At 69.3% G+C, this 19,792-nt stretch carries 22 protein-coding genes and 1 other RNA gene; 9 read left to right on the top strand and 14 right to left on the bottom strand.

Going from position 1 to position 19,792, the window contains the following annotated elements:
* The coding region (locus tag V6M51_RS14815) for a GAF domain-containing protein (RefSeq protein ID WP_332768361.1) at window positions 1-657 on the top strand (657 nt) is incomplete at its 5' end.
* On the opposite strand, the gene V6M51_RS14820 is transcribed toward V6M51_RS14815, so the two are convergent.
* The 4 genes from V6M51_RS14820 to ssrA all read right to left on the bottom strand — a co-directional run bounded on the left by V6M51_RS14820 (window position 654) and on the right by ssrA (window position 2,890).
* Window positions 654-1,433, bottom strand: a complete 780-nt coding sequence (locus tag V6M51_RS14820; protein WP_332768363.1) for a C13 family peptidase — start codon at window positions 1,431-1,433, stop codon at window positions 654-656. The two genes, V6M51_RS14815 and V6M51_RS14820, sit on opposite strands and share 4 nt — an antisense overlap.
* Window position 1,434: 1 nt before the next feature.
* Window positions 1,435-1,902: a PaaI family thioesterase gene (locus tag V6M51_RS14825; protein ID WP_305677209.1), complete on the bottom strand. Its 468-nt coding sequence runs from the start codon at window positions 1,900-1,902 to the stop codon at window positions 1,435-1,437.
* Between the two features lie 5 nt (window positions 1,903-1,907).
* Window positions 1,908-2,408: an SspB family protein gene (locus tag V6M51_RS14830; protein ID WP_332768365.1), complete on the bottom strand. Its 501-nt coding sequence runs from the start codon at window positions 2,406-2,408 to the stop codon at window positions 1,908-1,910.
* A 117-nt stretch (window positions 2,409-2,525) separates the two neighbouring features.
* Window positions 2,526-2,890, bottom strand: a transfer-messenger RNA (tmRNA) gene (gene ssrA, locus V6M51_RS14835).
* A 144-nt stretch (window positions 2,891-3,034) separates the two neighbouring features.
* Here ssrA and V6M51_RS14840 point away from each other — a divergent pair.
* Together V6M51_RS14840 and V6M51_RS14845 are read left to right on the top strand one after the other, a co-directional pair.
* Window positions 3,035-3,616, top strand: a complete 582-nt coding sequence (locus V6M51_RS14840; protein WP_332768367.1) for an inner membrane-spanning protein YciB — start codon at window positions 3,035-3,037, stop codon at window positions 3,614-3,616.
* Between the two features lie 53 nt (window positions 3,617-3,669).
* Complete coding sequence (locus V6M51_RS14845) at window positions 3,670-4,323, top strand: aquaporin (protein ID WP_332768369.1); 654 nt, start codon at window positions 3,670-3,672, stop codon at window positions 4,321-4,323.
* Here V6M51_RS14845 and V6M51_RS14850 read toward each other — a convergent pair.
* Entirely contained in the window at window positions 4,307-5,155 is an 849-nt protein-coding gene (locus V6M51_RS14850; RefSeq protein ID WP_332768371.1) for a hypothetical protein, read from the bottom strand. The two genes, V6M51_RS14845 and V6M51_RS14850, sit on opposite strands and share 17 nt — an antisense overlap.
* A 10-nt stretch (window positions 5,156-5,165) precedes the next feature.
* Window positions 5,166-5,717, bottom strand: a complete 552-nt coding sequence (ilvN, locus tag V6M51_RS14855; RefSeq protein WP_332768373.1) for an acetolactate synthase small subunit — start codon at window positions 5,715-5,717, stop codon at window positions 5,166-5,168.
* A gap of 206 nt (window positions 5,718-5,923) precedes the next feature.
* Between ilvN and V6M51_RS14860 the strand changes: the two genes are divergently transcribed.
* The 3 genes from V6M51_RS14860 (at window position 5,924) to V6M51_RS14870 (ending at window position 8,474) form a co-directional block, all read left to right on the top strand.
* Window positions 5,924-6,283, top strand: a complete 360-nt coding sequence (locus V6M51_RS14860; RefSeq protein WP_332768375.1) for a SnoaL-like domain-containing protein — start codon at window positions 5,924-5,926, stop codon at window positions 6,281-6,283.
* An 89-nt stretch (window positions 6,284-6,372) separates the two neighbouring features.
* A complete protein-coding gene (locus tag V6M51_RS14865; protein ID WP_332768377.1) occupies window positions 6,373-7,605 on the top strand; it encodes a DUF4331 family protein in 1,233 nt (410 codons plus the stop codon).
* Window positions 7,602-8,474, top strand: coding sequence for a DUF4198 domain-containing protein (locus tag V6M51_RS14870; protein WP_332768379.1), 873 nt, complete (start codon window positions 7,602-7,604; stop codon window positions 8,472-8,474). Before V6M51_RS14865 ends, V6M51_RS14870 begins: the two co-directional genes overlap by 4 nt.
* On the opposite strand, the gene V6M51_RS14875 is transcribed toward V6M51_RS14870, so the two are convergent.
* The gene (locus V6M51_RS14875) at window positions 8,410-9,234 is read right to left on the bottom strand and encodes a helix-turn-helix transcriptional regulator (protein ID WP_332768381.1); all 825 of its coding nucleotides are present in this window, start codon (window positions 9,232-9,234) and stop codon (window positions 8,410-8,412) included. The genes V6M51_RS14870 and V6M51_RS14875 overlap by 65 nt on opposite strands.
* Before the next feature lie 170 nt (window positions 9,235-9,404).
* Here V6M51_RS14875 and V6M51_RS14880 point away from each other — a divergent pair, with 170 nt between their 5' ends.
* Window positions 9,405-9,926: a DUF1993 domain-containing protein gene (locus V6M51_RS14880; protein ID WP_332768383.1), complete on the top strand. Its 522-nt coding sequence runs from the start codon at window positions 9,405-9,407 to the stop codon at window positions 9,924-9,926.
* Between the two features lie 8 nt (window positions 9,927-9,934).
* Here V6M51_RS14880 and V6M51_RS14885 read toward each other — a convergent pair whose 3' ends face one another.
* The 3 genes from V6M51_RS14885 to miaA form a co-directional block, all read right to left on the bottom strand.
* Window positions 9,935-11,470, bottom strand: a complete 1,536-nt coding sequence (locus V6M51_RS14885; protein WP_332768384.1) for a M20/M25/M40 family metallo-hydrolase — start codon at window positions 11,468-11,470, stop codon at window positions 9,935-9,937.
* Between the two features lie 99 nt (window positions 11,471-11,569).
* Window positions 11,570-13,366 (bottom strand): acetolactate synthase 3 large subunit, encoded by a 1,797-nt coding sequence (locus tag V6M51_RS14890; protein ID WP_332768386.1) that lies wholly within the window; start codon window positions 13,364-13,366, stop codon window positions 11,570-11,572.
* Window positions 13,367-13,537: 171 nt separating this feature from the next.
* Complete coding sequence (gene miaA / locus V6M51_RS14895) at window positions 13,538-14,467, bottom strand: tRNA (adenosine(37)-N6)-dimethylallyltransferase MiaA (RefSeq protein ID WP_332768387.1); 930 nt, start codon at window positions 14,465-14,467, stop codon at window positions 13,538-13,540.
* Between miaA and serB the strand changes: the two genes are divergently transcribed.
* The gene (gene serB, locus V6M51_RS14900) at window positions 14,466-15,359 is read left to right on the top strand and encodes a phosphoserine phosphatase SerB (protein ID WP_332768388.1); all 894 of its coding nucleotides are present in this window, start codon (window positions 14,466-14,468) and stop codon (window positions 15,357-15,359) included. The two genes, miaA and serB, sit on opposite strands and share 2 nt — an antisense overlap.
* 49 nt (window positions 15,360-15,408) lie before the next feature.
* Window positions 15,409-16,074, top strand: a complete 666-nt coding sequence (locus V6M51_RS14905; protein WP_332768389.1) for an HAD family hydrolase — start codon at window positions 15,409-15,411, stop codon at window positions 16,072-16,074.
* On the opposite strand, the gene V6M51_RS14910 is transcribed toward V6M51_RS14905, so the two are convergent.
* From V6M51_RS14910 to hflK, 4 genes are all read right to left on the bottom strand, one after another.
* Window positions 16,071-16,847 (bottom strand): S1C family serine protease, encoded by a 777-nt coding sequence (locus V6M51_RS14910; protein ID WP_332768390.1) that lies wholly within the window; start codon window positions 16,845-16,847, stop codon window positions 16,071-16,073. The genes V6M51_RS14905 and V6M51_RS14910 overlap by 4 nt on opposite strands.
* Window positions 16,848-17,089: 242 nt before the next feature.
* Window positions 17,090-17,647 carry a GNAT family N-acetyltransferase gene (locus V6M51_RS14915; RefSeq protein WP_332768392.1) on the bottom strand — a complete coding sequence of 186 codons (558 nt, stop codon included), beginning with the start codon at window positions 17,645-17,647 and terminating at the stop codon, window positions 17,090-17,092.
* Window positions 17,628-18,518 carry a protease modulator HflC gene (gene hflC / locus V6M51_RS14920; protein WP_332768394.1) on the bottom strand — a complete coding sequence of 297 codons (891 nt, stop codon included), beginning with the start codon at window positions 18,516-18,518 and terminating at the stop codon, window positions 17,628-17,630. Before hflC ends, V6M51_RS14915 begins: the two co-directional genes overlap by 20 nt.
* Window positions 18,515-19,699, bottom strand: a complete 1,185-nt coding sequence (gene hflK, locus V6M51_RS14925) for an FtsH protease activity modulator HflK (RefSeq protein ID WP_332768395.1) — start codon at window positions 19,697-19,699, stop codon at window positions 18,515-18,517. Before hflK ends, hflC begins: the two co-directional genes overlap by 4 nt.
* Between the last annotated feature and the right edge of the window lie 93 nt (window positions 19,700-19,792).

Below are 19,792 nucleotides of genomic sequence, written 5' to 3' on the forward strand. Positions count from 1 at the left end.
GAGGAGCCGCTCGAGGCGCTGACCGTCCCCCTGGGCCCGGCCGGGGGCGGCCTGGCCCGCGCGTTCCTGGAGAAGACGGACGTGTGCTGGAACGGCGAGGGGCCGGTCCCGGAGGGGCTCCGCCTGCATTCCCCCTACGCCCACCTAAAGCCCCTGCGGGCCCGCATCTTCGCGAACATCCCCCTGGTGGCCCGGGGGGAGGCGATTGGCGTCATCGCCGCCGGCAACCCGGAGACCCGGCGGCCCATCCAGGAGGAGACGCGCTCTTTCCTCCGCATCTTTGCCGCGCACGCTGCGATCGCCATCGAGAACGCGCGCCTCTATCAGTCCCTGAAGGAGCACTCGGCCACCCTGGAGCAGCGGATCGACGCAGTGGAACGCCAGGACGAGCTCATGTTCCGGCGCGAGGAGCAGGATGCAAGACGGGCTAACCGGCAGCTGGAGCTGGCGGGGCGGGCGCTGCAGGCTGGTGTAGGGAACCGGCCCCGCGGGGATTGGCGCCGGGGGGGCGGCCTGGTCCTGCGCCAGGGTCGCGCTGGCGCACAGGGAGAGGAGGGCCGCCAAAACGGCCTTGATCGTCAAACGCATGTAAGAATTTCCGCCCACCGGTTCATGCAGGTAAGTCCCCTTGTAGGCGCCCTCTCAGTACAGCGCTAGTCGGCGCCCGGCGGTCCGCTGGGGAAGGCATAGAGCGGCAGCATTGGCCGCAGTTCCGCCCCGATCGACAGCTGCGGTTCGGAGGGCGGCTTCATGCCCTCCTGGATTTCGCGAAGGGCGACACAGCTCTTCACCGACGAGGCCAGGGCGGCGAAGTCCTTGGCGAGGGGGCTGGTCTTCAACACGCAGTCGTCGAAGAACGGATAGACGCTGTCCTCGCCGCAGCCGAACGAGGTCCGGTCGGGCCGGGCGGCGGTCAGGATCATGCGGTTCGGCGCGGCCAAGGGCCGCACGAAGACCCCGGAGAAACAGGCCGACACCACCACGATGGTCGGCCGCTGCGCGCAGGTGGCGTCCAGCATCGCGTTCAGGATTCCGGGGCTGAGGATCTGCTGGTCGATGACCACGCCCTGGGGCGCCCCGTGCGAGGTGAAATAGATCAGGCAACCGGTCTTGGCCTTGCCCGACAGCTCCTCCAGGGCCTTGTAGATGGCGCGCGGATCGGACTTCTGCGGACTGTCCTTGTAGCGGTCCGGCCGCACCGAGAAGGTGCGCAGGTTGCCCTGGGCGAACCCGATCCGCCGAAGTTCCTTGGAGACGTCGCGCCGAGCGTTGTCGAAGGCCTCGGTGGGGCCGCCGCCGCTGCCGTGATAGTCGCCGGCCACCACCACGGCGGCCCAATCTGCGAACGGGTTGGCGGCGGCGAGCGCCGGCGCGGCCCAGCCCAGCAGCAGCAGGGCTGCAAACGCGCTGGCCAGGCCCGCGCGCGGTGACATCCTATTTCTTGTACTGCTGGAAGGGGGTGGGCACCGCCGTCCCCGTGGCCTTGGCCAGCAGCCGGCCCTCGGCGTCGTAGAGCTCGCCCTCGGTGAAGGCGATGGTCCGCCCCCACTTGGCGACCCGACCGATCCCCTTCAGCTTTCCGGGCGCGCCGGGGCGGAAGAAGCTCGTTTTCATTTCCGCGGTCGGCGCCACATGGGTCATGCCCGAGGCGACCATGCAGGCCACCGACATGGCTTCGTCCAGCATGGCGCACATATAGCCGCCCTGGATCTGGCGCATGGGGTTGAGCAGCAGTTCCGCCTTGGCGTCGAACTCTACCTCCACCGAGCGCTCGGCCTGGCTCACCGCCACCAGCCGGAAGCCCAGGGTCTGGGAGCCGGTGGGCTGGTTCTTGGTGCGCTGGAAACGCGCGAGGATAGCCTCGTCGGTAAGCGCCTCGGGCTCGGCGGCGACGTCGGTCATGCGGTCTACTTCTTCCGGAAGGTGTCGAGAGAGACGACGTTGGGCGCGTCGGGGTCGACCTCGACATTGGAGGCGTCGGCCGGCTTGCCGGCCTCGCGCGCGACCGCAGGGGTTTCGCTCGCCGCGACGCCCGCCGGCGCCTCGAACTGCAGCAGGAACTGGACGCTGGGGTCGTAGAAGCGGGTCACCGCCGCATAGGGCACCGATAGACGCTTGGGCTGGCCGCCGAACTTCAGGGTGACGGAGAAGAAGGTCTCGCCCGGCGCCAGGTCCCAGTACTGGTGCTGCAGGACGATGGTCATTTCATCCGGGTACTTGCCGAGCAGATCGTTGGGGCCGGAGACGCCCGGGGCCTCGGTCTTGAAGGTGATGTAGAAGTGGTGCGCGCCGGGCAGGCCGTCCGGCGCCGCAGCGCGGCGCAGCGCCGTCTTCACCACGCCGCGCAGGGCCTCTTGGGCCATGGCCTCGTAGTGCATCTGGTCTTGGGCCGGCGGCTCCTGAGCCATGGGATCTCCGGAAATCACTTGTGGCGCAGAGGGTAGCGCTTCGGCGCTGTGGCGCAAGGCGGCTCGCGCCATAGGCGGGCGTCGAAGTGCGAGAATCGGCAAATGCGGGAAAGAGAAGGTGGAGGGGTTCTGTTGCAAGGCCCCCTCCCGGCCCCGCCTAACGCTGCTAAGACGCTAGGAGTTTATGTCGAAATCTATCGAACCGCTTACGCGGCCAGACGGACTTCTTCAGCGAAGTTATCGTTCGCATTTAGTTTAAAGGCCCGAAACGGTGAGCCACGCCGAGAGAAAGCAACACCTTTACACGTCTGTCGATGCTGATCGGCCCCGCACTTTCCGGCGATAACCCCGGGGGAAGATTGGTGGAGCCGCCGGGAATCGCACCCGGGTCCAGTCCGCTTATTACGTGCGCGTTTATCTCCATAGTCGGGCCGAAGCCCGACAGGCCCAATATAGGGTCGATGGGTTAGGTTTTGAAGAACATATGGAATTCCGCCGTTCGCGAAGCGCGGACGGACGCGGCGATTTCGCCGGCCGCCGCGCGGCCTTCGCGAACGGATTCGGGGCCGGATAAGGCCTTCCGCTAGCCTCTGGGCGACGTTTTCACGCCCCAAGAGGATCCCGACATGAGCCCGCTACTGCACGCCGCCCGCCCCGTCCTGATCGACCTGGCCGCCACCTTCCTGTTCTACGGCGTGCTCGCCGCCACCGGAAACGTGATGCTGGCCACCGCGCTGGGCGTGGCCCTGGGGATCGCCCAGGTGGCGGTCCTCAAGCTGCGCCGAACGCCCATCAGCGCCATGCAGTGGGCGAGCCTGGGCCTTGTCCTGGTCATGGGCGGGGCCACCCTCCTCACCCGGGACGCGCGCTTCATCCTGATCAAGCCGACCATCATCTATGCGGTGATCGGCGCGGCCATGCTGCAGCGGGGCTGGATGAACCGCTACATGCCGCCGATCTCCGTCGGCCGGATCCCCGCCAGGCTGGTGATCGGCGCGGGCTATGCCTGGGCCGGACTGATGTTCGTGAGCGCCGCGCTCAACCTGGTCCTGGCCCTCACCCTCGACCCCAAGACCGTGGCCGGCGTCATGGCGGCGTGGTCGCCGATCTCGAAGATCGTGCTGTTCGCCGGCCAGTATCTGCTGTTCCGCCACATCGCCCGTCGCCACGTCCTGTCGGGCGCCCCGGCCCTCGAACCGGCGCACTAGGAGTGGTCGCAACCATGGGTTAGCTTCCGCACACAACCAGGGGAGGCTAACCCATGCAGAAGTTCGTCGCTGAGTTCATCGGTACGCTTACGCTCGTGCTATTCGGTTGCGGGGCGGCGGTCCTCGGGGCCGACAATGTCGGGCAACTCGGGATCGCGCTGGCCTTCGGCTTCGCCATCGTCGCCATGGCCTACGGGATCGGCCCGATCTCGGGTTGCCACGTCAATCCTGCGGTCAGCCTGGCGGCCTTCGTCGCCGGCCGCATGGGTCTGCGCGACATGGTGCTCTATTGGATCGCCCAGTTCCTCGGCGCACTGGCGGGAGCGGGAATCCTCGCGGCCATCGCCGGACTGGCGGGCGGCCTCGGACAGAACGGCTGGGGCCCGGGCTATCTCGGGGAATATTCCATGCAGGCGGCGCTGATCTTCGAGGTGGTGATGACCGCCCTGTTCGTCATCGTCATCCTGGGCTCGACCTCCGAGGGCGCGCCGGCCGGCTTCGCGGGCCTGGCCATCGGCATCACCCTGGCGGTCATCCATATCGTCGGCATCCAGGTGACCGGGGTCTCGGTCAACCCCGCCCGCAGCTTCGGACCGGCGGTGCTGGTCGGCGGCCAGGCCTTGTCGCAGCTCTGGCTGTTCTTCGTGGCCCCAGCCGCGGGCGCGGTGCTGGGCGCGCTGCTCTACCGCTTCAAGGTGCTGCGCTAGGCCCAGGTTCGAAGGCCGGGGGCTGGGGTCGGGCGTTGGGCGCGGGCTTCAGCCGCCCGCCGTCGGCGATCAGCCCCTGATAGGCCCGGCGCGCGGCGGAGAAGTCCGCCCCGCCAGGCCAGATCACGTCGAAGCGCGGCTCGTGGCCCAGCGCCAGGCCGAACACGGCCTCCAGGAGGTCGGCGGCCTCGCCCACCTCGGCGTTGTCGCAGGCGCGGCGGATGGCGCGCGAGCGTCCCGGGACCACCAGGGTCAGGTCGTAGGAGGTGCCGTCGACGCACAGGGCGTCGGCCGCGCCGGAGCCGTCGTCGACCCGCACCTCGCGCGGCGCGTTCCAGATCGGATGGTCGCGCAGCGCCAGCAGGCGCGCCGCGGCGTCCGCCGGCGCCTGGGCGTCGAAGCCGACCCGCCGCGCGATGCCGGCCTCACAGCAGCCCAGCCCGGCCCGGCCCTGGACGAAGACGTCGCCGGTGCGGCGCACCGTGACGCGGATCAGGGTCTGTCGGGGGGAGGAGGTGGGCCGGACCGCGACCTCCAGGATCATCTCGCCGCCGAACAGGATCTGGTTCTGCAGGGGCTGCAGGCCCCAGAGGCGGTAGAGCAGGGGGTCATAGCCGTTGTCGACCGCGACCAGCCGGTCGCCGCGGCCGAGCCGGCGGCCGGCCAGGGGATCGGCGGCCTCGGGGAGCTCCGGCCGCTTGTCGTCCCACCAGGTCTTGGGGTCGGGCGGCGGATAGGGCCAGTCGGCGCCGGGCGCTGGCGTGTCCTGGGCCAGGGCCGGCGAGGCCATGATCGTCAGCAGCAGGAAGAGCAGAGCGGTCGGTCGGACCATCCAGCCCTCCTCACATGGCTTGCGCGCCCCTGGTGATGGAAAGCACGCCGGTCCGGGAGAGTTCCACCAGGCCCAGCGGGCGCATCAGGTCCACGAAGCTGTCGATCTTCGACGGCGCCCCGGTCAGCTCGAACACAAAGCTCTCATGGGTGGTGTCGATCACCTTGGCCCGGAAGATGTCGGAGACCCGCAGGGCCTCGACCCGCTCGGCGCCGGATCCCTTGACCTTCACCAGGGCCAGTTCGCGCTCCAGCCCGTTGGGGTCGCGGGTCACGTCCTGGACGTGGCGGGTGGCGACCATCTTCTCGAGCTGGGCCTCGATCTGCATCAGCACGTGCGGCGCGCCGCGGGTGACGATGGTGACGCGGCTGGTGTGGGCGCGGCGGTCGGTCTCGGCCACCGTCAGGCTCTCGATATTGTAGCCGCGCGCGGCGAACAGCCCGACCAGCCGGTGCAGGACCCCGGGTTCGTTATCCACCAGGATGGCGAAGGTGGCGAGGTTCTCGGCCTCTTCCTCATGGGCGAGGTCGTAGACGGAGGCGGGCTGGGTGTCGGTGGTCATGGCTTTGCGTCTCGTTCGGGTCGCCGACGACGTCTCACATGCGTGGCCCTGCGGCAAGGCGAAGGCGTGTTTGGACGCCGGTATGTGACAAGAACAAAACAGCAACATTTCACTTGCAGCCGCCGCCGATCGGCGCGAACAATGATTTCCCGGCGGCCTCGCGCACGCGACGCCGCCGTTCCCGATCCATCTCCAGGAGGCCGAAAATGAGCACCCAAGACATCGCCAACGACCTGGTCGCGCTCTGCAAGGAGGGCAAGTTCGACGAGGCCGGTGAGAAGTACTGGGCCGACGACGTGGCCAGCTACGAGGCCATGCCCGGCGACATGGCCGAGGTCCGCGGCAAGGACGGCGTGCGCGGCAAGGGCGAGTGGTGGACCGCCAACCACGAGGTCCATTCCTCGGAGGTCGAGGGCCCCTACGTCAACGGCGACCAGTTCGCGGTCCGCTTCAAGATGGACCTGACCCAGAAGGCCAGCGGCAATCGCATGACCATGGACGAGGTCGGGGTCTATTCGGTTCGCGACGGCAAGATCGTCGAGGAGCGGTTCTTCTACGGCGCCTAGGTCGGCGGCGATCGCTAAAGGTTCTGACAGCGCGCCGCGTCCGCCCCGGGCTAGCTGCCTTCCCGAAGTGGTTCTGGGAAGGAAGCGTCGTGCGAAGTTCGAAATCGGTGAGACGGATCGTGGCCGGGGCGGGCTTGGCGGCGGCGCTTGCGCTTGGAGGCTCCCCGGCCGCGCGCGCTTCGGATCACCTCGATACGCCCAGCGTCATCGCCGACCCGCGGGCCGATATCGGCGACATCTTTGCCTGGACGTCGCCGGACGGCCAACAGTTGAACCTCGTGATGACGATTGTCGGCCACAGTTTCTCGGACAAGCACCAATACCGGTTCCACATTGATAGCGGCCCCCGGTTCGGCGAGACCAAGGCGACGACGTCGATCACCTGCGGGTTCGCGGGCGCCGAGACGCGATGTGAGGCGGGCCAGACGGATTCCCTGCGCGGAGACGCCAGCCGGCCGGCTGGCCTGGAAGGACGCAACCGCCGGTTCCGAGTGTTCGCCGGCCTGCGGGACGACCCATTCTTCAACAATGTGAGGGGGACCCGCGACGCCTATAACGTCGCCGCGGACGCCATCAAGCAGGGCGCCGCGGTCGACGCGGCCGGCTGTCCCGGGTTCGAGGCGGCCACGTCCCGGACGATCCTGGAGCGGTGGCGAATGACCGAGGGTGGGCCCGCCAAGAACCTGCTGGCGGGCTGGACGCCGGCCTCCCTGGTGATCTCGGTCGACCTCGATGTGGTCAACCGAGGCGGCGGGATGCTGGCAGTCTGGGCCGACACCACGGTTGGCGGCCAGCGGATCGACCGCATGGGCCGCCCGCTCACCGGCAACGCCCTGCTGGCCACCCTCGGACCCGGCGAGGTGAGCGACGACCTCAAGGAACGCTATAACCGGGCGACCCCGGCGACGTCCGACACCTTCATCCCGGAGATTGAGAAGTCGCTCGGGCTTTATGACGGGCTCGACGGCCGCTGCGGCGACCAGCTCCTGGCCGATCCATCGGGGCCGCCGCCGTCGACGTCGCGCTATCTGCCCATGGCGATCCTGCTGGCGGACGATCGGCTCTGGATCAACACCAAGTCGAGCCGCTGCACGCAGTTCTTCGCGGTGGAGCTCGCCGAGCTGGCGGGGCGGAGCGCCCTGCGCGGCGACTGCGGGGGCCGCACGCCCAACCACGACGCCGTGGACGTCTATCGCTCCCTGCTGGTGAACGGCGCCGCCTCGGGTGTCGACGACGGCGTCGACCGGGATGACCGCGAGCATTCGTTGGAGGCGTTCCCCTTCCTGGCCCCGCCCGCGCCCGCGCCCGCGCCTGCGCCGTGAGCCGCGCAGCGATCTCGTGGGCCTTGCTCACCCTGGCCCTGGGCCAACCCGCCCTGGCCCACGACTTCTGGGTCCAGCCGGACGCCTTCTGGCTCGCGCCTGACGCGGGAACGTCGCTGATCCTGCAGGTCGGACACGGGGCGGAGCGGCAGCGGTCGGCGATCCACTTGGGCCGGATCACGCGCTTCGTGGCGGTGGCCCCGAGCGGCGCGACCATCGACCTGCGTCCCTCGCTGCGCCTGGGCGGCGCCGAGGCCGACGGCGTCCTGAGCCTTCAAGCGCCGGGCGTCCATGTGCTGGCCCTGGCGACGGACAACCGCGCCCGAAGCCGCCTATCGGCGAACCGCTTCGACGCCTATGCCCGAGAGGAGGGGCTGACGCCGGCTGCGGGCAGGCTCAGACCGGCGAACGTCGAGATCTCCGAGCGCTACAGCCGCATCGCCAAGTCGATCGTGATGGTGGGCGATCCGGGGGTGGGCGCCCACGCGGCGGCGACGCGCGCGGTGGGCCTGGCCCTGGAGATCGTGCCAGAGGTAAGTCCCTATGCCGAGCCACGGGCCGCGATCCTGCCGGTGCGGGCGATCTACGAGGGCCGGCCGCTTGCGGGGGCTCTGATCAAGCTCACCGACCTCGACCGTGACGCGGCGCCGTTCGAGATCCGTCGAACCGACCAGGCGGGCCGGGCGAGCTTCACCATGCCGACGCACGGGCGCTGGCTGCTGAACGTCGTGTGGACCAAACCTTTGACGTCGTCGGCGGACGCCGACTTCGAAACCGTCTTCTCCAGCCTGAGCTTCGGCGTCCCTAGCGGGACGGGCGCCGGAACGCCGACGGGGAACGCCCGTAGGCCGTCCGGAACGCGGCGCTGAAATGACTATGGCTCGAAAAGCCGAGATCCAGGCTGAGCGCCGTCAGGTCGTCGTAACCGTCCAGTAGATCCAGGGCGCGCGCCAAGCGTAGCCGCAGTTGGTAGCGGTAGAGAGGAAGGCCCTCGACCTCCTTAAACACCTGGGTGAGGTAGACCGGCGACATCCCCACCTCGGCGGCGACTTGGCCGAGGGTCCAGCGCCGACCAAGGTCGCCCGCCAGGACGAGCTTGACGCGATCGGCAAGCCGCTGTCGTCCGGCCGAGCCGCCGGGCGCCCGCGTGGTTCGGGGGCCCAGCGCGCGCGCCACCAGCGCCATGGCTAGGCTCTCAGCTTCCAGCGGCTCGGCGGCGTGCGTGCGCAGGCCCTGTCGAAGGCGCGCGACCAGGGCCTGGGCCCCCGGATCGATCCGCAGGCGATGGTGGTGGAAGGCGAGGCCCGGCCCCTCCCGCAGGAGGGCGTTGGGGGCGAACTCGCGGAGCAAATCCTCGTCGAGGGCCAGCGACAGGCAGGCGTCGCCGCCGGCGACCGGATGGCTGACGCGATAGCCGTCGCCGGCGTTGAAGAACAGGACCTGGTTGGCCTCGGCGATCGCCTGGTTGCGTCCGAGGTGGCGGGCGTAGACGCCGCGATACGGGAACACGAGCTCGGTGGCGGTCGCGCACTCTTCCGGGCTCTGGTGGCGGCAGGCGCCGCGGCAGCGGATGTCCCGGATCGTGACGGAGGACGATCGGAGCAGGGTCTCGACGGCAACCTCGGGCATCACGACCGTTCGACTTCAACGCGGAGCCCCGTAGGGCGTCCCTACGATGTAGGCGAGACGCGCCCGAAGGCAATTGGGCGGTTCCTCGCCAGCGGCGTTTTCCCTTCGCGGCGCAAGCCGTTTCCCGCTATCTCGGCATCAACCAAAAGGTCGAAACCCTGGGAGCACACATGGCGATCTCACTCTACGACGCGACCGTCGTCTCATTCCTGCAGACTCTGGGCGGCGTGTCAGGCTTCCTGGACCGTGGCCTGGCCCACTGCCAGGACAATGGGATCGATCCGCAAGAGATCGTCGAGACGCGCCTGGCGCCCGACATGCTGCCCTTCTGGTATCAGATTTCGTCCGTCGCGCATCACAGCCAGGGCGCGATGGCGGGGGTGAAGACGGGCGAATTCTCGCCGGCCATGCCGACCACGCCGTTGAGCTATGCCGACCTCCAGAAGCGGGTGGCCGACGCTACCGACGCGTTGCGGGCCCTGGATCCCGCCGAGGTGAACGCGTTCGAGGGCGCCGACATGGCCTTCAAGTTCGGTGACCGGTCGATGCCGTTCACCGCCGAGGGCTTCCTGCTCTCGTTTTCCCTGCCCAACTTCTACTTCCACGCCACCACGGCCTACGACATCCTGCGGTCGAAGGGCGTGCCGCTCGGCAAGCGCGACTATATGGGCAAGCTGCGGCTCAAGGCCTGAGCCGCTCCCTATCTGATCGCGGCGATCTCGTAGAGGAAGTCCACATAGCTCATGGTCGCGCCCACCAGGCCCTCGACCTTGGGATTGCTGGACTCGATCACGTAGTACTCGTTGGGCGCGTGGGCGCCGCTGCCGTGGCCCAGGCCGAACTGGCCGGCCGGCAGGCTGACCGGGGCCGAGGTGAACACCGCCCCCGGCCAGGATCCCGCCAGGCGCGGATAGACGGTCACCGCCGCGCCCAGGCGCTTGTAGGTGGCGATCTCGGCCTTGATCAGCCGGCTGTTCTCGTCGGTCTCGGTGGGGTCGTAGCCGCCGGTGACATTGACCTCGATGTCCTGGAAGCCGCGCTTGTCCAGGTGGGCGCGGATCTTGGCCACCGAGTCGGCCATGGTCTGGTTGGGCACCAGCCGGGTGTCGATCTTGGCCACCGCCCGGCCGGGCAGGATGGTCTTGCCGCCGGGGCCGGTATAGCCCGAGACCAGTCCCTCGATATTGATGGTCGGCTGGGAGGCCAGGCGCTCCAGGGTCTTGTCCCAGGCCAGGTCGTCGATCCAGTGGTCGACCCCCAGCGCCTTCTTGGCGTCGGCCTCGTTGAGCTGCTGGGCCGCCATGGCCAGCAGTTCCTTCTCGCGGGCGGTGAGCGGCCGGACCTTCTCGAAATAGCCGTCCACCGCGGGCGTGTTGCCGTCGGGAGTGACTAGGGTCTGCAGGGCCTGGACCAGCCGCCAGGCCGGACTGTCCACCCGGGCCTTCTCGCTGGAATGGATGTCGCCCTTGGGCCCGCGACCCCACTTCGCCCCGCTGGCGACCAGCTCCAGCTCGGCTATGCCCTTGGCGCCCAGATTGACGCTGACCCCGCCATTGCTCGGGCTCTGCCAGCCGGCCGGGATCACCACGCCCTCGCACCTCTTCAGCGCCGCCAGGACATGGGGCTTGGTGACGATCTGGCGGAAGTTCGGGCTGCCGATCTCCTCCTCGCCCTCGCAGACCAGGACGATGTTCACCGGCGGCTTCTTGCCGGCGGCGCGGATAGCGTGCAGCCCGGCCAGGAAGGTGGCCTCCGGCCCCTTCTGGTTCACGGCGCCCCGGCCGACGATCACCTTGCCGAAGCCCGGCTTGTCGACGACCCGCGCCTCCAGCGGCGGCGAGCTCCACTCCGCCGGGTCGAACTGCTTCACGTCGTACATGAAGTAGATGCCGATGGTGCGCTTGGCGCCCACGTCCAGGGTGGCGAAGACGCCCGGATGGCCGTCGGTGGGGACCTTCTCGATGTGCTGGAAGCCGGCGTCCTTGGCCAGGGCCATCATGTAGTCGGCGCCCTTGTCCATGTCGCGGTTCTCCGCCGCGATGGAGGGCAGGGCGATCCATTCCTGGATGCGCTTGACCGAGGCGTCGTAGCCGGTCTCGGCCGCCTTGCGGATGGCGGCCAGATCGCCGCTAGCGGCGAAGGTCAGGCCGGGCGCGAACAGCGCGGCCGCGGTTCCGCCGGCCAGCAGCGCGCGGCGGCTGGAAATCAGGCCGGAGCCCACCTGTTCGTTCGACATCCCAGTCCCTCGGCGATTTGCGCGCAAGGATTAGGACGTCGAGATTCGTCGCCCGACAAGCAGAGCCGACGGATCAGAGTTCTCTGAACGATGACCGGATCAGACCAACCGCTTGCCCGCGTCGTCGATGATCGAGCCCAGGTCGCGGGCTTCCTCGGCCATGATCATCTCGTTGTGGGCCTTGCCCGAGGGGATCATGGGGAAGCAGTTCTCTTCCTTGGTCACCCGGCAGTCGAACAGGACGGGGCCGTCGTACTCGACCATCTCGACGATCTTGGCGTCCAGCTCGTCGGGATGCTCGGCGCGCAGGCCCAGGCAGCCGAAGGCCTCGGCCATCTTCACGAAGTCTGGCAGGCTGGACGAATAGGAATGGCTGTAGCGCTCGCCGTGCAGCAGTTGCTGCCATTGGCGGACCATGCCCATCCACTCGTTGTTCAAGATGAAGATCTTGATCGGCAGGCCGTGCTGAACCGCCGTCGACATCTCCTGCATGGTCATCTGGACGCTGGCGTCGCCGGCGATGTCGATGACCAGGGCGTCGCGGTGGGCCATCTGCACGCCGACGGCGGCGGGCAAGCCGTAGCCCATGGTCCCGAGGCCCCCGGAGGTCATCCAGTGGTTGGGCTTGTCGAAGTGGTAGTACTGGGCCGCCCACATCTGATGCTGGCCGACCTCGGTGGTGATGAAGGTCTCGCGGTGCTTGGTCAGCTCGTACAGCCGCTCGATGGCGTGCTGTGGCTTGATCAGGTTGGCGTCGGGCTTGTAGCGGAACGACTGGCGCGCGCGCCACGCCTCGATCTGCCGCCACCAGTCGTCCATGGCCGTCTTGTCGGTGGCGAGGTTGCGGCTCTTCCAGGCGGCGATCAGGTCTTCCAGCACGCTGCCGGCGTCGCCGACGATGCCGATGTCGGCGCGGACGTTCTTGGAGATCGACGAGGCGTCGATGTCGATGTGGATCTTCTTCGAGGTGGGCGCGAAGGCGTCCAGGCGGCCGGTCACCCGATCGTCGAACCGCGCGCCGATCGCGATCATGACGTCGCAGTCGTGCATGGCGTTATTGGCCTCGAACGACCCGTGCATGCCCAACATGCCCAGCCAGGCCGGATCGGACGCCGGGAAGGCGCCCAGGCCCATCAGGGTGGAGGTGACCGGCGCTCCGGTCAGCCTGGCGAACTCGGCCAGCAACTCGGCCGCGCGGGGACCGGCGTTGATGACGCCACCGCCGGTGTAGAGGATCGGCCGCTTGGCGCCGGCGATCATGGCCGCGGCCTCGGCGATGCGGACGGGGTCGCCCTTGGTGCGCGGGCGGTAGTTGTGTGCGTGGACGACGTCGTTCGGCCCCTGATAGGCGCCCTTGGAGAACTGGACGTCCTTGGGGATGTCGATGACCACCGGCCCCGGGCGGCCCGAAGTGGCGATATGGAAGGCCTCGTGCATGATCCGCGGCAGGTCGGCCACGTCCTTGACCAGGTAGTTGTGCTTGGTGATCGGCCGGGTGATGCCGATGGTGTCGCATTCCTGGAAGGCGTCGGTGCCGATCAGGTGGGTGGCGACCTGGCCGGTGATGACGATCAGCGGAATGGAGTCCATCAGGGCGTCGACGATGCCGGTGACCGCGTTGGTCGCGCCGGGGCCGGAGGTGACCAGGACCACGCCGGGCTTGCCGGTGGAGCGGGCGTAGCCCTCCGCCGCATGGGTCGCGCCCTGCTCGTGGCGGACCAGGACGTGCTGCAGGCGCGGTTCGGAGAAGAGCGCGTCATAGATCGGCAGGACCGCGCCGCCCGGGTAGCCGAAAAGCACCTCCACGCCCTGATCGATGAGCGAGCGGACGACGATCTCCGCGCCGGTCAGGGTCTCGACGGTGGTTTCGGCTTCGATGGTCTGGTGGGCGGTCATTTCGGCGGGACCTTGGTTGGGCCATTAAAAAAGGCCCGCGAGGGGCCTGGTGCAAGCGACCTTTGACGGGCTGACGACGAGGTCAGGCCGCTACGGGTCGCTCGGGGAGTACAAGAATCTCGCGCACGCGCGTTCTCCGAAAGGATTGGACGGCGTCATGACATGCCCCCGTCAGGGCGTCAAGACGGGGTGGAGCGCAAGAAACTGCCTCCATTGGTCTTCCGGCTCTACGGCGTCGATGCGCGGCCAGGCGGTCATCTGGCCGCGCAGCCAGGTCGATTGGCGCTTGGCGTAGCGGCGGGTTTCGCGCTGGGCGGCGGTGATCGCCGTCTCAAGGCTGGTCTCGCCGCGCAGGTGGGCGGCCAGTTCGCGGTAGCCCACGGCCTTCATGGCCGGCAGGTCGGGGGACAGGTTCCGGGCCGCGAGGGCGGCCACCTCGTCGAGCGCGCCCTGGCCGATCATGGCCGCCAGCCGCGCGTCGCAGCGGGCGTAGAGCGCCTCGCGCGGCGGCTCCAGGGCGACGGCGCGCCAGGCCTCGGCGGCCAGGACGGGCCTGGTCTGGCCCTGCCAGTCGCTGAGCGCCGTCCCGGTGGCGGCGAACACCTCCCAGGCGCGGACCAGGCGCTGGCGGTCGCCAGGCGCGATGCGGGCCGCGGCGGCGGGATCGCGGTCCGCCAGCCGGGCGCGGAAGGCGTTCTCGCCCAGGCCCTCGAACTCGGCCTGGGCCTGGTCGCGGGTCTCGCGGGGCACGGCGGGGATATCGGCCAGGCCCAGGGTCAGGGCGCTGAAACAGAGCCCGGTGCCGCCGACCACGACGGCGGGGCGCCCGCGCCCGGCGATCTCGTTCAGCACCCCTGTCGCCGCGCGGACCCAGCGGCCGACCGACCAGCCGTCCCCGGCGTCGGCGACGCCGAACAGGTGGTGGGGGGCCTGGGCCTCTTCCTCGGGCGAGGGGCGGGCGCTGAGGACGCGCAGGTCGGCATAGAGCTGCAGGGCGTCGGCGTTGATGATCTCGCCGCCGATCGTTTCGGCCAGGCGCAGGGCGAGCGCCGACTTGCCGCTTGCGGTGGGCCCGGCGATCAGCCAGATGCGGGGCTCCATGCAGATCGCCCTTACCCTCGTCAGTCCCGACCCAGACGCGGCCTCGCTCGCCGTCGCCACCTTGACCCCAGCGCTCGCAGGCGCGCAGGCTCGCGTCAAGGAGCCCAGGATCCTGGGCCCGGGCGCCGTGGACCTGCTGGTGGAGGCCGAGGCCATCGCTCCGGTCCGCGCCGCCGCCGAGGCGGTGCTCGCCGACCGGCTCATCGACATCTGCGTCCAGCCCTGGAACGGCCGAAAGAAGCGCCTGCTGATCGCCGACATGGATTCGACCATCATCGGCTGCGAGTGCATCGACGAGCTTGCCGACTTCGCCGGGGTGAAGGATCAGGTCTCGGCCATCACCGAGCGGGCCATGCGCGGCGAGCTGGACTTCGAGGCGGCCCTGCGCGAGCGGGTGGCCATGCTGAAGGGCCTGCCCCTGGCCGACCTGCAGCGCGCCTATGACGAGCGCGTGCGGCTCAATCCGGGGGCGCGGACCCTGGTGCGGACCATGACGGCGAACGGGGCCAAGGCCTTCCTGGTCTCGGGCGGGTTCAACTTCTTCACCTCGCGGGTGGCGCAGGCGGCGGGCTTCCAGGCCAATCGCGCAAACACCCTGGTCGAGGCCGGCGACCTCCTGGCCGGCACGGTGGGAGAGCCGATCCTGGGGCGCGAGGCGAAGCTGGCGGCGCTGCGGGAGGAGGCCGCGACGCTGGGCCTCGACATGTCGGCGACCCTGGCCATTGGCGACGGGGCCAACGACCTGGCGATGATCGAGGCCGCCGGCCTGGGGGTGGCCTATCGCGCCAAGCCGATCGTGGCGGCCCAGGCCGACGCGAAGATCGACCACGCCGACCTGACGGCCCTGCTGCATTTCCAGGGCTATCGAGCCGACGAGTTCGTTACGGACTGAAGCCGGGTTTGATTTCACCGCGGCGGGCGAAGTCCGTTAGGGGAGGGCCATGAGCTTACCCCGCGCCCCCAAGGCCGTCGTATTCGACATGGACGGCCTGCTCTGCGACACCGAGGTGGTCTATCGCGACGCCATGATGGCTGTGGCGATCGAGCACGGCCACGATATGCCGCTCAGCCTGTTCCAGAGCATGATCGGCCTGCCCGGACCGTCCAGCGATCAGAAGGTGCTGGATCACTTCGGCGCCGACTTCCCGATCCTGACGTTCAACAGCCGGGTGAGGGAGCTGGTCGACGCCGCCTGCGTGGCGGGGATCGCGCTGAAGGCCGGGGTGATCGAACTGCTGGACCATCTCGACGAGATCGGCCTGCCGCGGGCCATCGCCACCTCGTCCAGCCACCGGGCGGTCGAGGCCCATCTGGGCCGCAGCGGCGTCATTCCGCGTTTCGACACCATCGTCGCCCGTGGCGACTATGCGCGGGGCAAGCCAAATCCCGACCCGTTCCTGACCGCCGCCCAGCGGCTGGGCGTCGCGCCCGAGCTCTGCCTGGCCCTGGAGGACAGCCACAACGGGGTGCGCGCGGCGTCCTCGGCGGGGATGATGACCATCATGGTGCCCGACCTGCTCGACCCCACCGCGGAGATCGAGACCCTCTGCGTCCGCATCGCCCGCGACCTGCATGAGGTCGAGGCCCTGGTGCGGGCCTCGCGCTAGGCGGCCGGCGCCGGCGGCGCCTTGAACCGTTCGACCACCGCCTTCACGACGTTCGACGGGATGGCGAAGGAGAGGCCCGCCCCGGGATCGCCGCGGCTCTCGCGGGAAGTGGCCAGGCCGATCACCTCGCCTGCCGCATTGAGCAGCGGACCGCCCGAGCCGCCCGAGGTCAGGGCCGCGTCCGTCTGGATATAGGCCACCACGGGTCCACGCAGGGCGCCGTCGGCGAACCGCGCCTCGCCCACCGGGCTGGCTGGGCGTCCGATCTGCCGGTTGACCGCCGAGACGATCCCGGAGGTGGCGGTGCCGGCCAGGCCGAAGGGCGCGCCGATCAGCACCACCGGCTGCCCGGCGCGGACCAGGTTGCTGTCGGCGAAGGAGAGCGCCTTCATCGGCTTGCCGGGGGTGGTGCGGAACACCGCCACATCGACGGTGTCGTCCGCCCCGACCAGTTCGGCGCGGGCGACGCTGCCGTCGGCGAACACGGCGTTGACCACCGGCATGCCGCCGGTGACATGGGCTGCGGTGACGATCAGGCCGTCGGTGGTGACCACGAAGCCCGACCCCATGGGCATGGCTTCCCCGCCGCCGGAGACGCTCAGCATCACCGTGGCCGCCTGGGCCTTTTCGACGGCGCTCACGAAGCCCACGCCGGGCTTCACGCGGTCGCCGCCGCCATCACCGCCGCCGCGCGAAAAGGCGACGATCACCAGGACGAGGATGACCAGGCCGATGGCGCCCGCGGCGGCGAGGAGAAGTTGTTGGGTACGCATCGGGGATACTCCGGACGGTTTGGCTCCCGCCAAAGCGCCTCAAGCTGCAGCTTGGTTCCCCTCAAGCGGAATTCCCGTCGTGAACGCCCGCACCCCCGTGCTCGTCATCCTCGACCGTGCGAAGCGCGTGTCGGGGATCCATAGACGCCGCGCCAGCACGTCGATCCACTGTGTCCATGGATGGCCGGGACCTACGCCCGGCCATGACGAGCGGGAACGTGGAATTGGATCGCTCGGTCGAGTTAGATCTCGATCCAGTAGTGCAGGGCGGTCTCGCCCGGATGCCAGAGGTGCGGGACGGAACCGCTCAGCACCCCGCCGTTCTTCTCGATGACCCGGACGGAGGCGAGGTTCTGGGCGTTGACCGTAAGCAGGACCCGTTTCAACGGCAGGTTGGCGCCGATCCAGACCAGGGTTTCGGCGAGCATGGCGCTGGCCAGGCCCCGGCCACGGGCCGAGGGGCGCACGGCGTAGCCCACGTGGCCGCCCACCCGCTCCAGGTTGGCGTTCAGCCGGTGGCGGATCCCCACCGAGCCCAGGAAGGTCTCGCCCTCGACGCGCCAGAGGGTGGTGGCGGGAACCATCTCGCCCTGGCTGCCGTCGGGCAGGGTGATGTGGCTGGGCGGATTGGTGAAGCTGGCCACATAGGCGCCGGGATCGGCCGCCACGGCGGCGATGGTCTCCGGCGTCTCCGGCCGCAGGGTGTCGCGCGAAAAGCCCTCGCGCATCGCATCGATGAACGAGGGCATATAGGCGAGCGCGGGGGCGACGAGGGTCGCCTCAGCGAGCGTTGGGGCCACGCTCGAAATACTTGAAGAAGGCGCTGTCGGGGGACAGGACCATGGTGGTGTCGCCCTGGCCGAGCGAGGCCTCATAGGCCTGCATGGAACGGTAGAAGGCCGCGAAGGCGGGGTCCCTGCCATAGCTCTGGGCGAACAGCCGGGTGCGCAGGGCGTCGCCCTCGCCTCGGGTGGTCTCGGCCTCCTGGCGGGCGGTGGCGAGCGTGATGGCCACTTCCTTGTCGGCGCCGGCGATGATCTCACGCTTTTCCTGCTCGCCCTGGGAGCGGATGCGAGCGGCCTCCTGCTGGCGGCTGGTCTGCATCCGCCGGTAGACCGACTCCTGGATTTGCGGGGGCAGGTCGGCGCGCTTGATGCGCACGTCGATGATCTCGATACCCAGCCGCGAGGATCTGGCGCGCGTGGCGACATCGGCCTTGGTCTGGGCCATCAGGGCGCCGCGGCGACCCGAGATGATCTCGGGGGCGGTGGCCGAGCCGAGCACCTGGCGCAGGGAGGAGTTCACCAGCCGCTCGATGCGGTCGCTGGCGGTCTGCTCGTCGCGCAGGGTGCGGTAGTAGAGCAGGGGATTGGAAATCCGGTAGCGAACGAAGGCGTCCACCACCAGGCGGTTCTGGTCGGAGGCGGTGATCTCTTCCTGGGCGGCCTCGATGGCGAGGTTGCGCTTCTCGAACAGCACCACGTTCTCGGCGAACGGGACCTTGATCTTCAGGCCAGGGGCGGGCGAACCAGGCGCGTTGATGACCCGCACGGGCTCACCCAGGCGCACGATCACCGCCTGCTTGCGCTGATCGACGATGAAGAAGGTCTGGGACAGGGTGATCAGGGCGGCGAAGGCGATCGCGCCCAGGACGGTGAGGCTGCGGTTCATCGGGTCGCTCCCGGAACGGCGACGACCGGGGGCGGGGCCGCGACTTCCGCGGGAGCCGCACGCGCCGCGCTGCTGCGCGGACGGAAGACATCGGGCGGCAGGATGATGGGGGCGCTGGCGCCCTTGCCGTCGATCACCACCTTGTTCGAATTGGCGAGCACGCGCTGCATGGTCTCGATGTACAGGCGCTCCTTGGTCACGCCGGGGGCGCGGCGATACTCGGTATAGATCTGGTCGAAGCGGGCCACGTCGCCGGTGGCCTCGCGCACGGACTGCTCGCGATAGCCCTGGGCCGACTGGATGAGCCGCGCGGCGTCGCCCTTGGCCTCATTGATCACCCGGTTGCGGTAGGTGTTGGCCTCGTTGCGGGCCGATTCCTGGTCCTGGCCGGCGCTGTTCACATCGCGGAACGCCGCGGCCACTTCCTTCGGAGGATTGGCGGAGCGGATCTGGACCTCGACGACGCTGATGCCGGCGCCCCAGGAGTCCAGGGTCCGTTGCATCAGCTCGGCGGTCTGGACCTGCACCCGGCCGCGGCCGGTGGTCAGGATCGGCTGAAGCTGCGACTTGCCGATGACTTCGCGCATGGCGCTCTCGGCGGCGGCCTTCACCGACACGTCGGGATCGCGAAGCGTGAAGACGTACCTGCTGGCGTCGGCCACGCGCCAAGTGACGCTGAAATCCAGGTCGACGATGTTCTCGTCGCCCGTGAGCATCAGGCTTTCCTCGGGAACGTCGCTCTCGCCGACGCCGCCGATGTCGAGGCGGTTGAGCGAGGTCACGGCGACCTTCTCGGCCTGTTCGACCGGCGCGGGCAGGTGATAGCGGATGCCGGGGCCTTCCGAACGGGAATAGGCGCCGAAGGTGGTCACCACCGCCTGTTCGTTGGGCTGGACGATATAGACGCCCGAGAGCGCCCAGAGGCCGAAGCCGACGCCGGCCACGGCCGCCACGGCGCTCGGACGGATTCCCTGGCCGCCGGGGCCGCCGAAGAAGTCGCGGATCTGGCGCTGCAGGCGTTCCAGGGCGGCGTTCAGTTCGGGGCCGTCGGGCCGGCGCGGTCCGCGCGGGCCGCCGCCGCCGAGGGGTCTGCGGGGGCCTGGTGGCTTCTTGCCGTCGCCGCCGTCATTGGGCGGCGGAGCGCCCCAGGGACCGGGGTTGGCGTTGTCATTCCAAGGCATGGTCGCGTCGTCTTGCTTTCGTCTCGGCGCGGCCGCGTCGTCTCGCCCGTGCTCGGGCTTGTAAACCAGCGCTGTCAGCCGGATATGTGGCCC

The sequence above is a fragment of the Phenylobacterium sp. genome (assembly GCF_036677185.1).
GTDB lineage: Bacteria > Pseudomonadota > Alphaproteobacteria > Caulobacterales > Caulobacteraceae > Phenylobacterium.

Excerpts from the sequence above, each read along its gene's own strand:
- serB (WP_332768388.1), top strand. The coding sequence starts at position 14,466 with ATGCAGATCGCCCTTACCCTCGTCAGTCCCGACCCAGACGCGGCCTCG.
- hflK (WP_332768395.1), bottom strand. The coding sequence starts at position 19,699 with ATGCCTTGGAATGACAACGCCAACCCCGGTCCCTGGGGCGCTCCGCCG.
- V6M51_RS14880 (WP_332768383.1), top strand. The coding sequence starts at position 9,405 with ATGGCGATCTCACTCTACGACGCGACCGTCGTCTCATTCCTGCAGACT.
- V6M51_RS14910 (WP_332768390.1), bottom strand. The coding sequence starts at position 16,847 with ATGCGTACCCAACAACTTCTCCTCGCCGCCGCGGGCGCCATCGGCCTG.
- V6M51_RS14840 (WP_332768367.1), top strand. The coding sequence starts at position 3,035 with ATGAGCCCGCTACTGCACGCCGCCCGCCCCGTCCTGATCGACCTGGCC.
- V6M51_RS14905 (WP_332768389.1), top strand. The coding sequence starts at position 15,409 with ATGAGCTTACCCCGCGCCCCCAAGGCCGTCGTATTCGACATGGACGGC.
- V6M51_RS14845 (WP_332768369.1), top strand. The coding sequence starts at position 3,670 with ATGCAGAAGTTCGTCGCTGAGTTCATCGGTACGCTTACGCTCGTGCTA.
- V6M51_RS14850 (WP_332768371.1), bottom strand. The coding sequence starts at position 5,155 with ATGGTCCGACCGACCGCTCTGCTCTTCCTGCTGCTGACGATCATGGCC.
- V6M51_RS14830 (WP_332768365.1), bottom strand. The coding sequence starts at position 2,408 with ATGGCTCAGGAGCCGCCGGCCCAAGACCAGATGCACTACGAGGCCATG.
- V6M51_RS14890 (WP_332768386.1), bottom strand. The coding sequence starts at position 13,366 with ATGACCGCCCACCAGACCATCGAAGCCGAAACCACCGTCGAGACCCTG.
- miaA (WP_332768387.1), bottom strand. The coding sequence starts at position 14,467 with ATGGAGCCCCGCATCTGGCTGATCGCCGGGCCCACCGCAAGCGGCAAG.
- V6M51_RS14875 (WP_332768381.1), bottom strand. The coding sequence starts at position 9,234 with ATGCCCGAGGTTGCCGTCGAGACCCTGCTCCGATCGTCCTCCGTCACG.
- hflC (WP_332768394.1), bottom strand. The coding sequence starts at position 18,518 with ATGAACCGCAGCCTCACCGTCCTGGGCGCGATCGCCTTCGCCGCCCTG.
- V6M51_RS14820 (WP_332768363.1), bottom strand. The coding sequence starts at position 1,433 with ATGTCACCGCGCGCGGGCCTGGCCAGCGCGTTTGCAGCCCTGCTGCTG.
- V6M51_RS14825 (WP_305677209.1), bottom strand. The coding sequence starts at position 1,902 with ATGACCGACGTCGCCGCCGAGCCCGAGGCGCTTACCGACGAGGCTATC.
- V6M51_RS14860 (WP_332768375.1), top strand. The coding sequence starts at position 5,924 with ATGAGCACCCAAGACATCGCCAACGACCTGGTCGCGCTCTGCAAGGAG.
- V6M51_RS14885 (WP_332768384.1), bottom strand. The coding sequence starts at position 11,470 with ATGTCGAACGAACAGGTGGGCTCCGGCCTGATTTCCAGCCGCCGCGCG.
- ilvN (WP_332768373.1), bottom strand. The coding sequence starts at position 5,717 with ATGACCACCGACACCCAGCCCGCCTCCGTCTACGACCTCGCCCATGAG.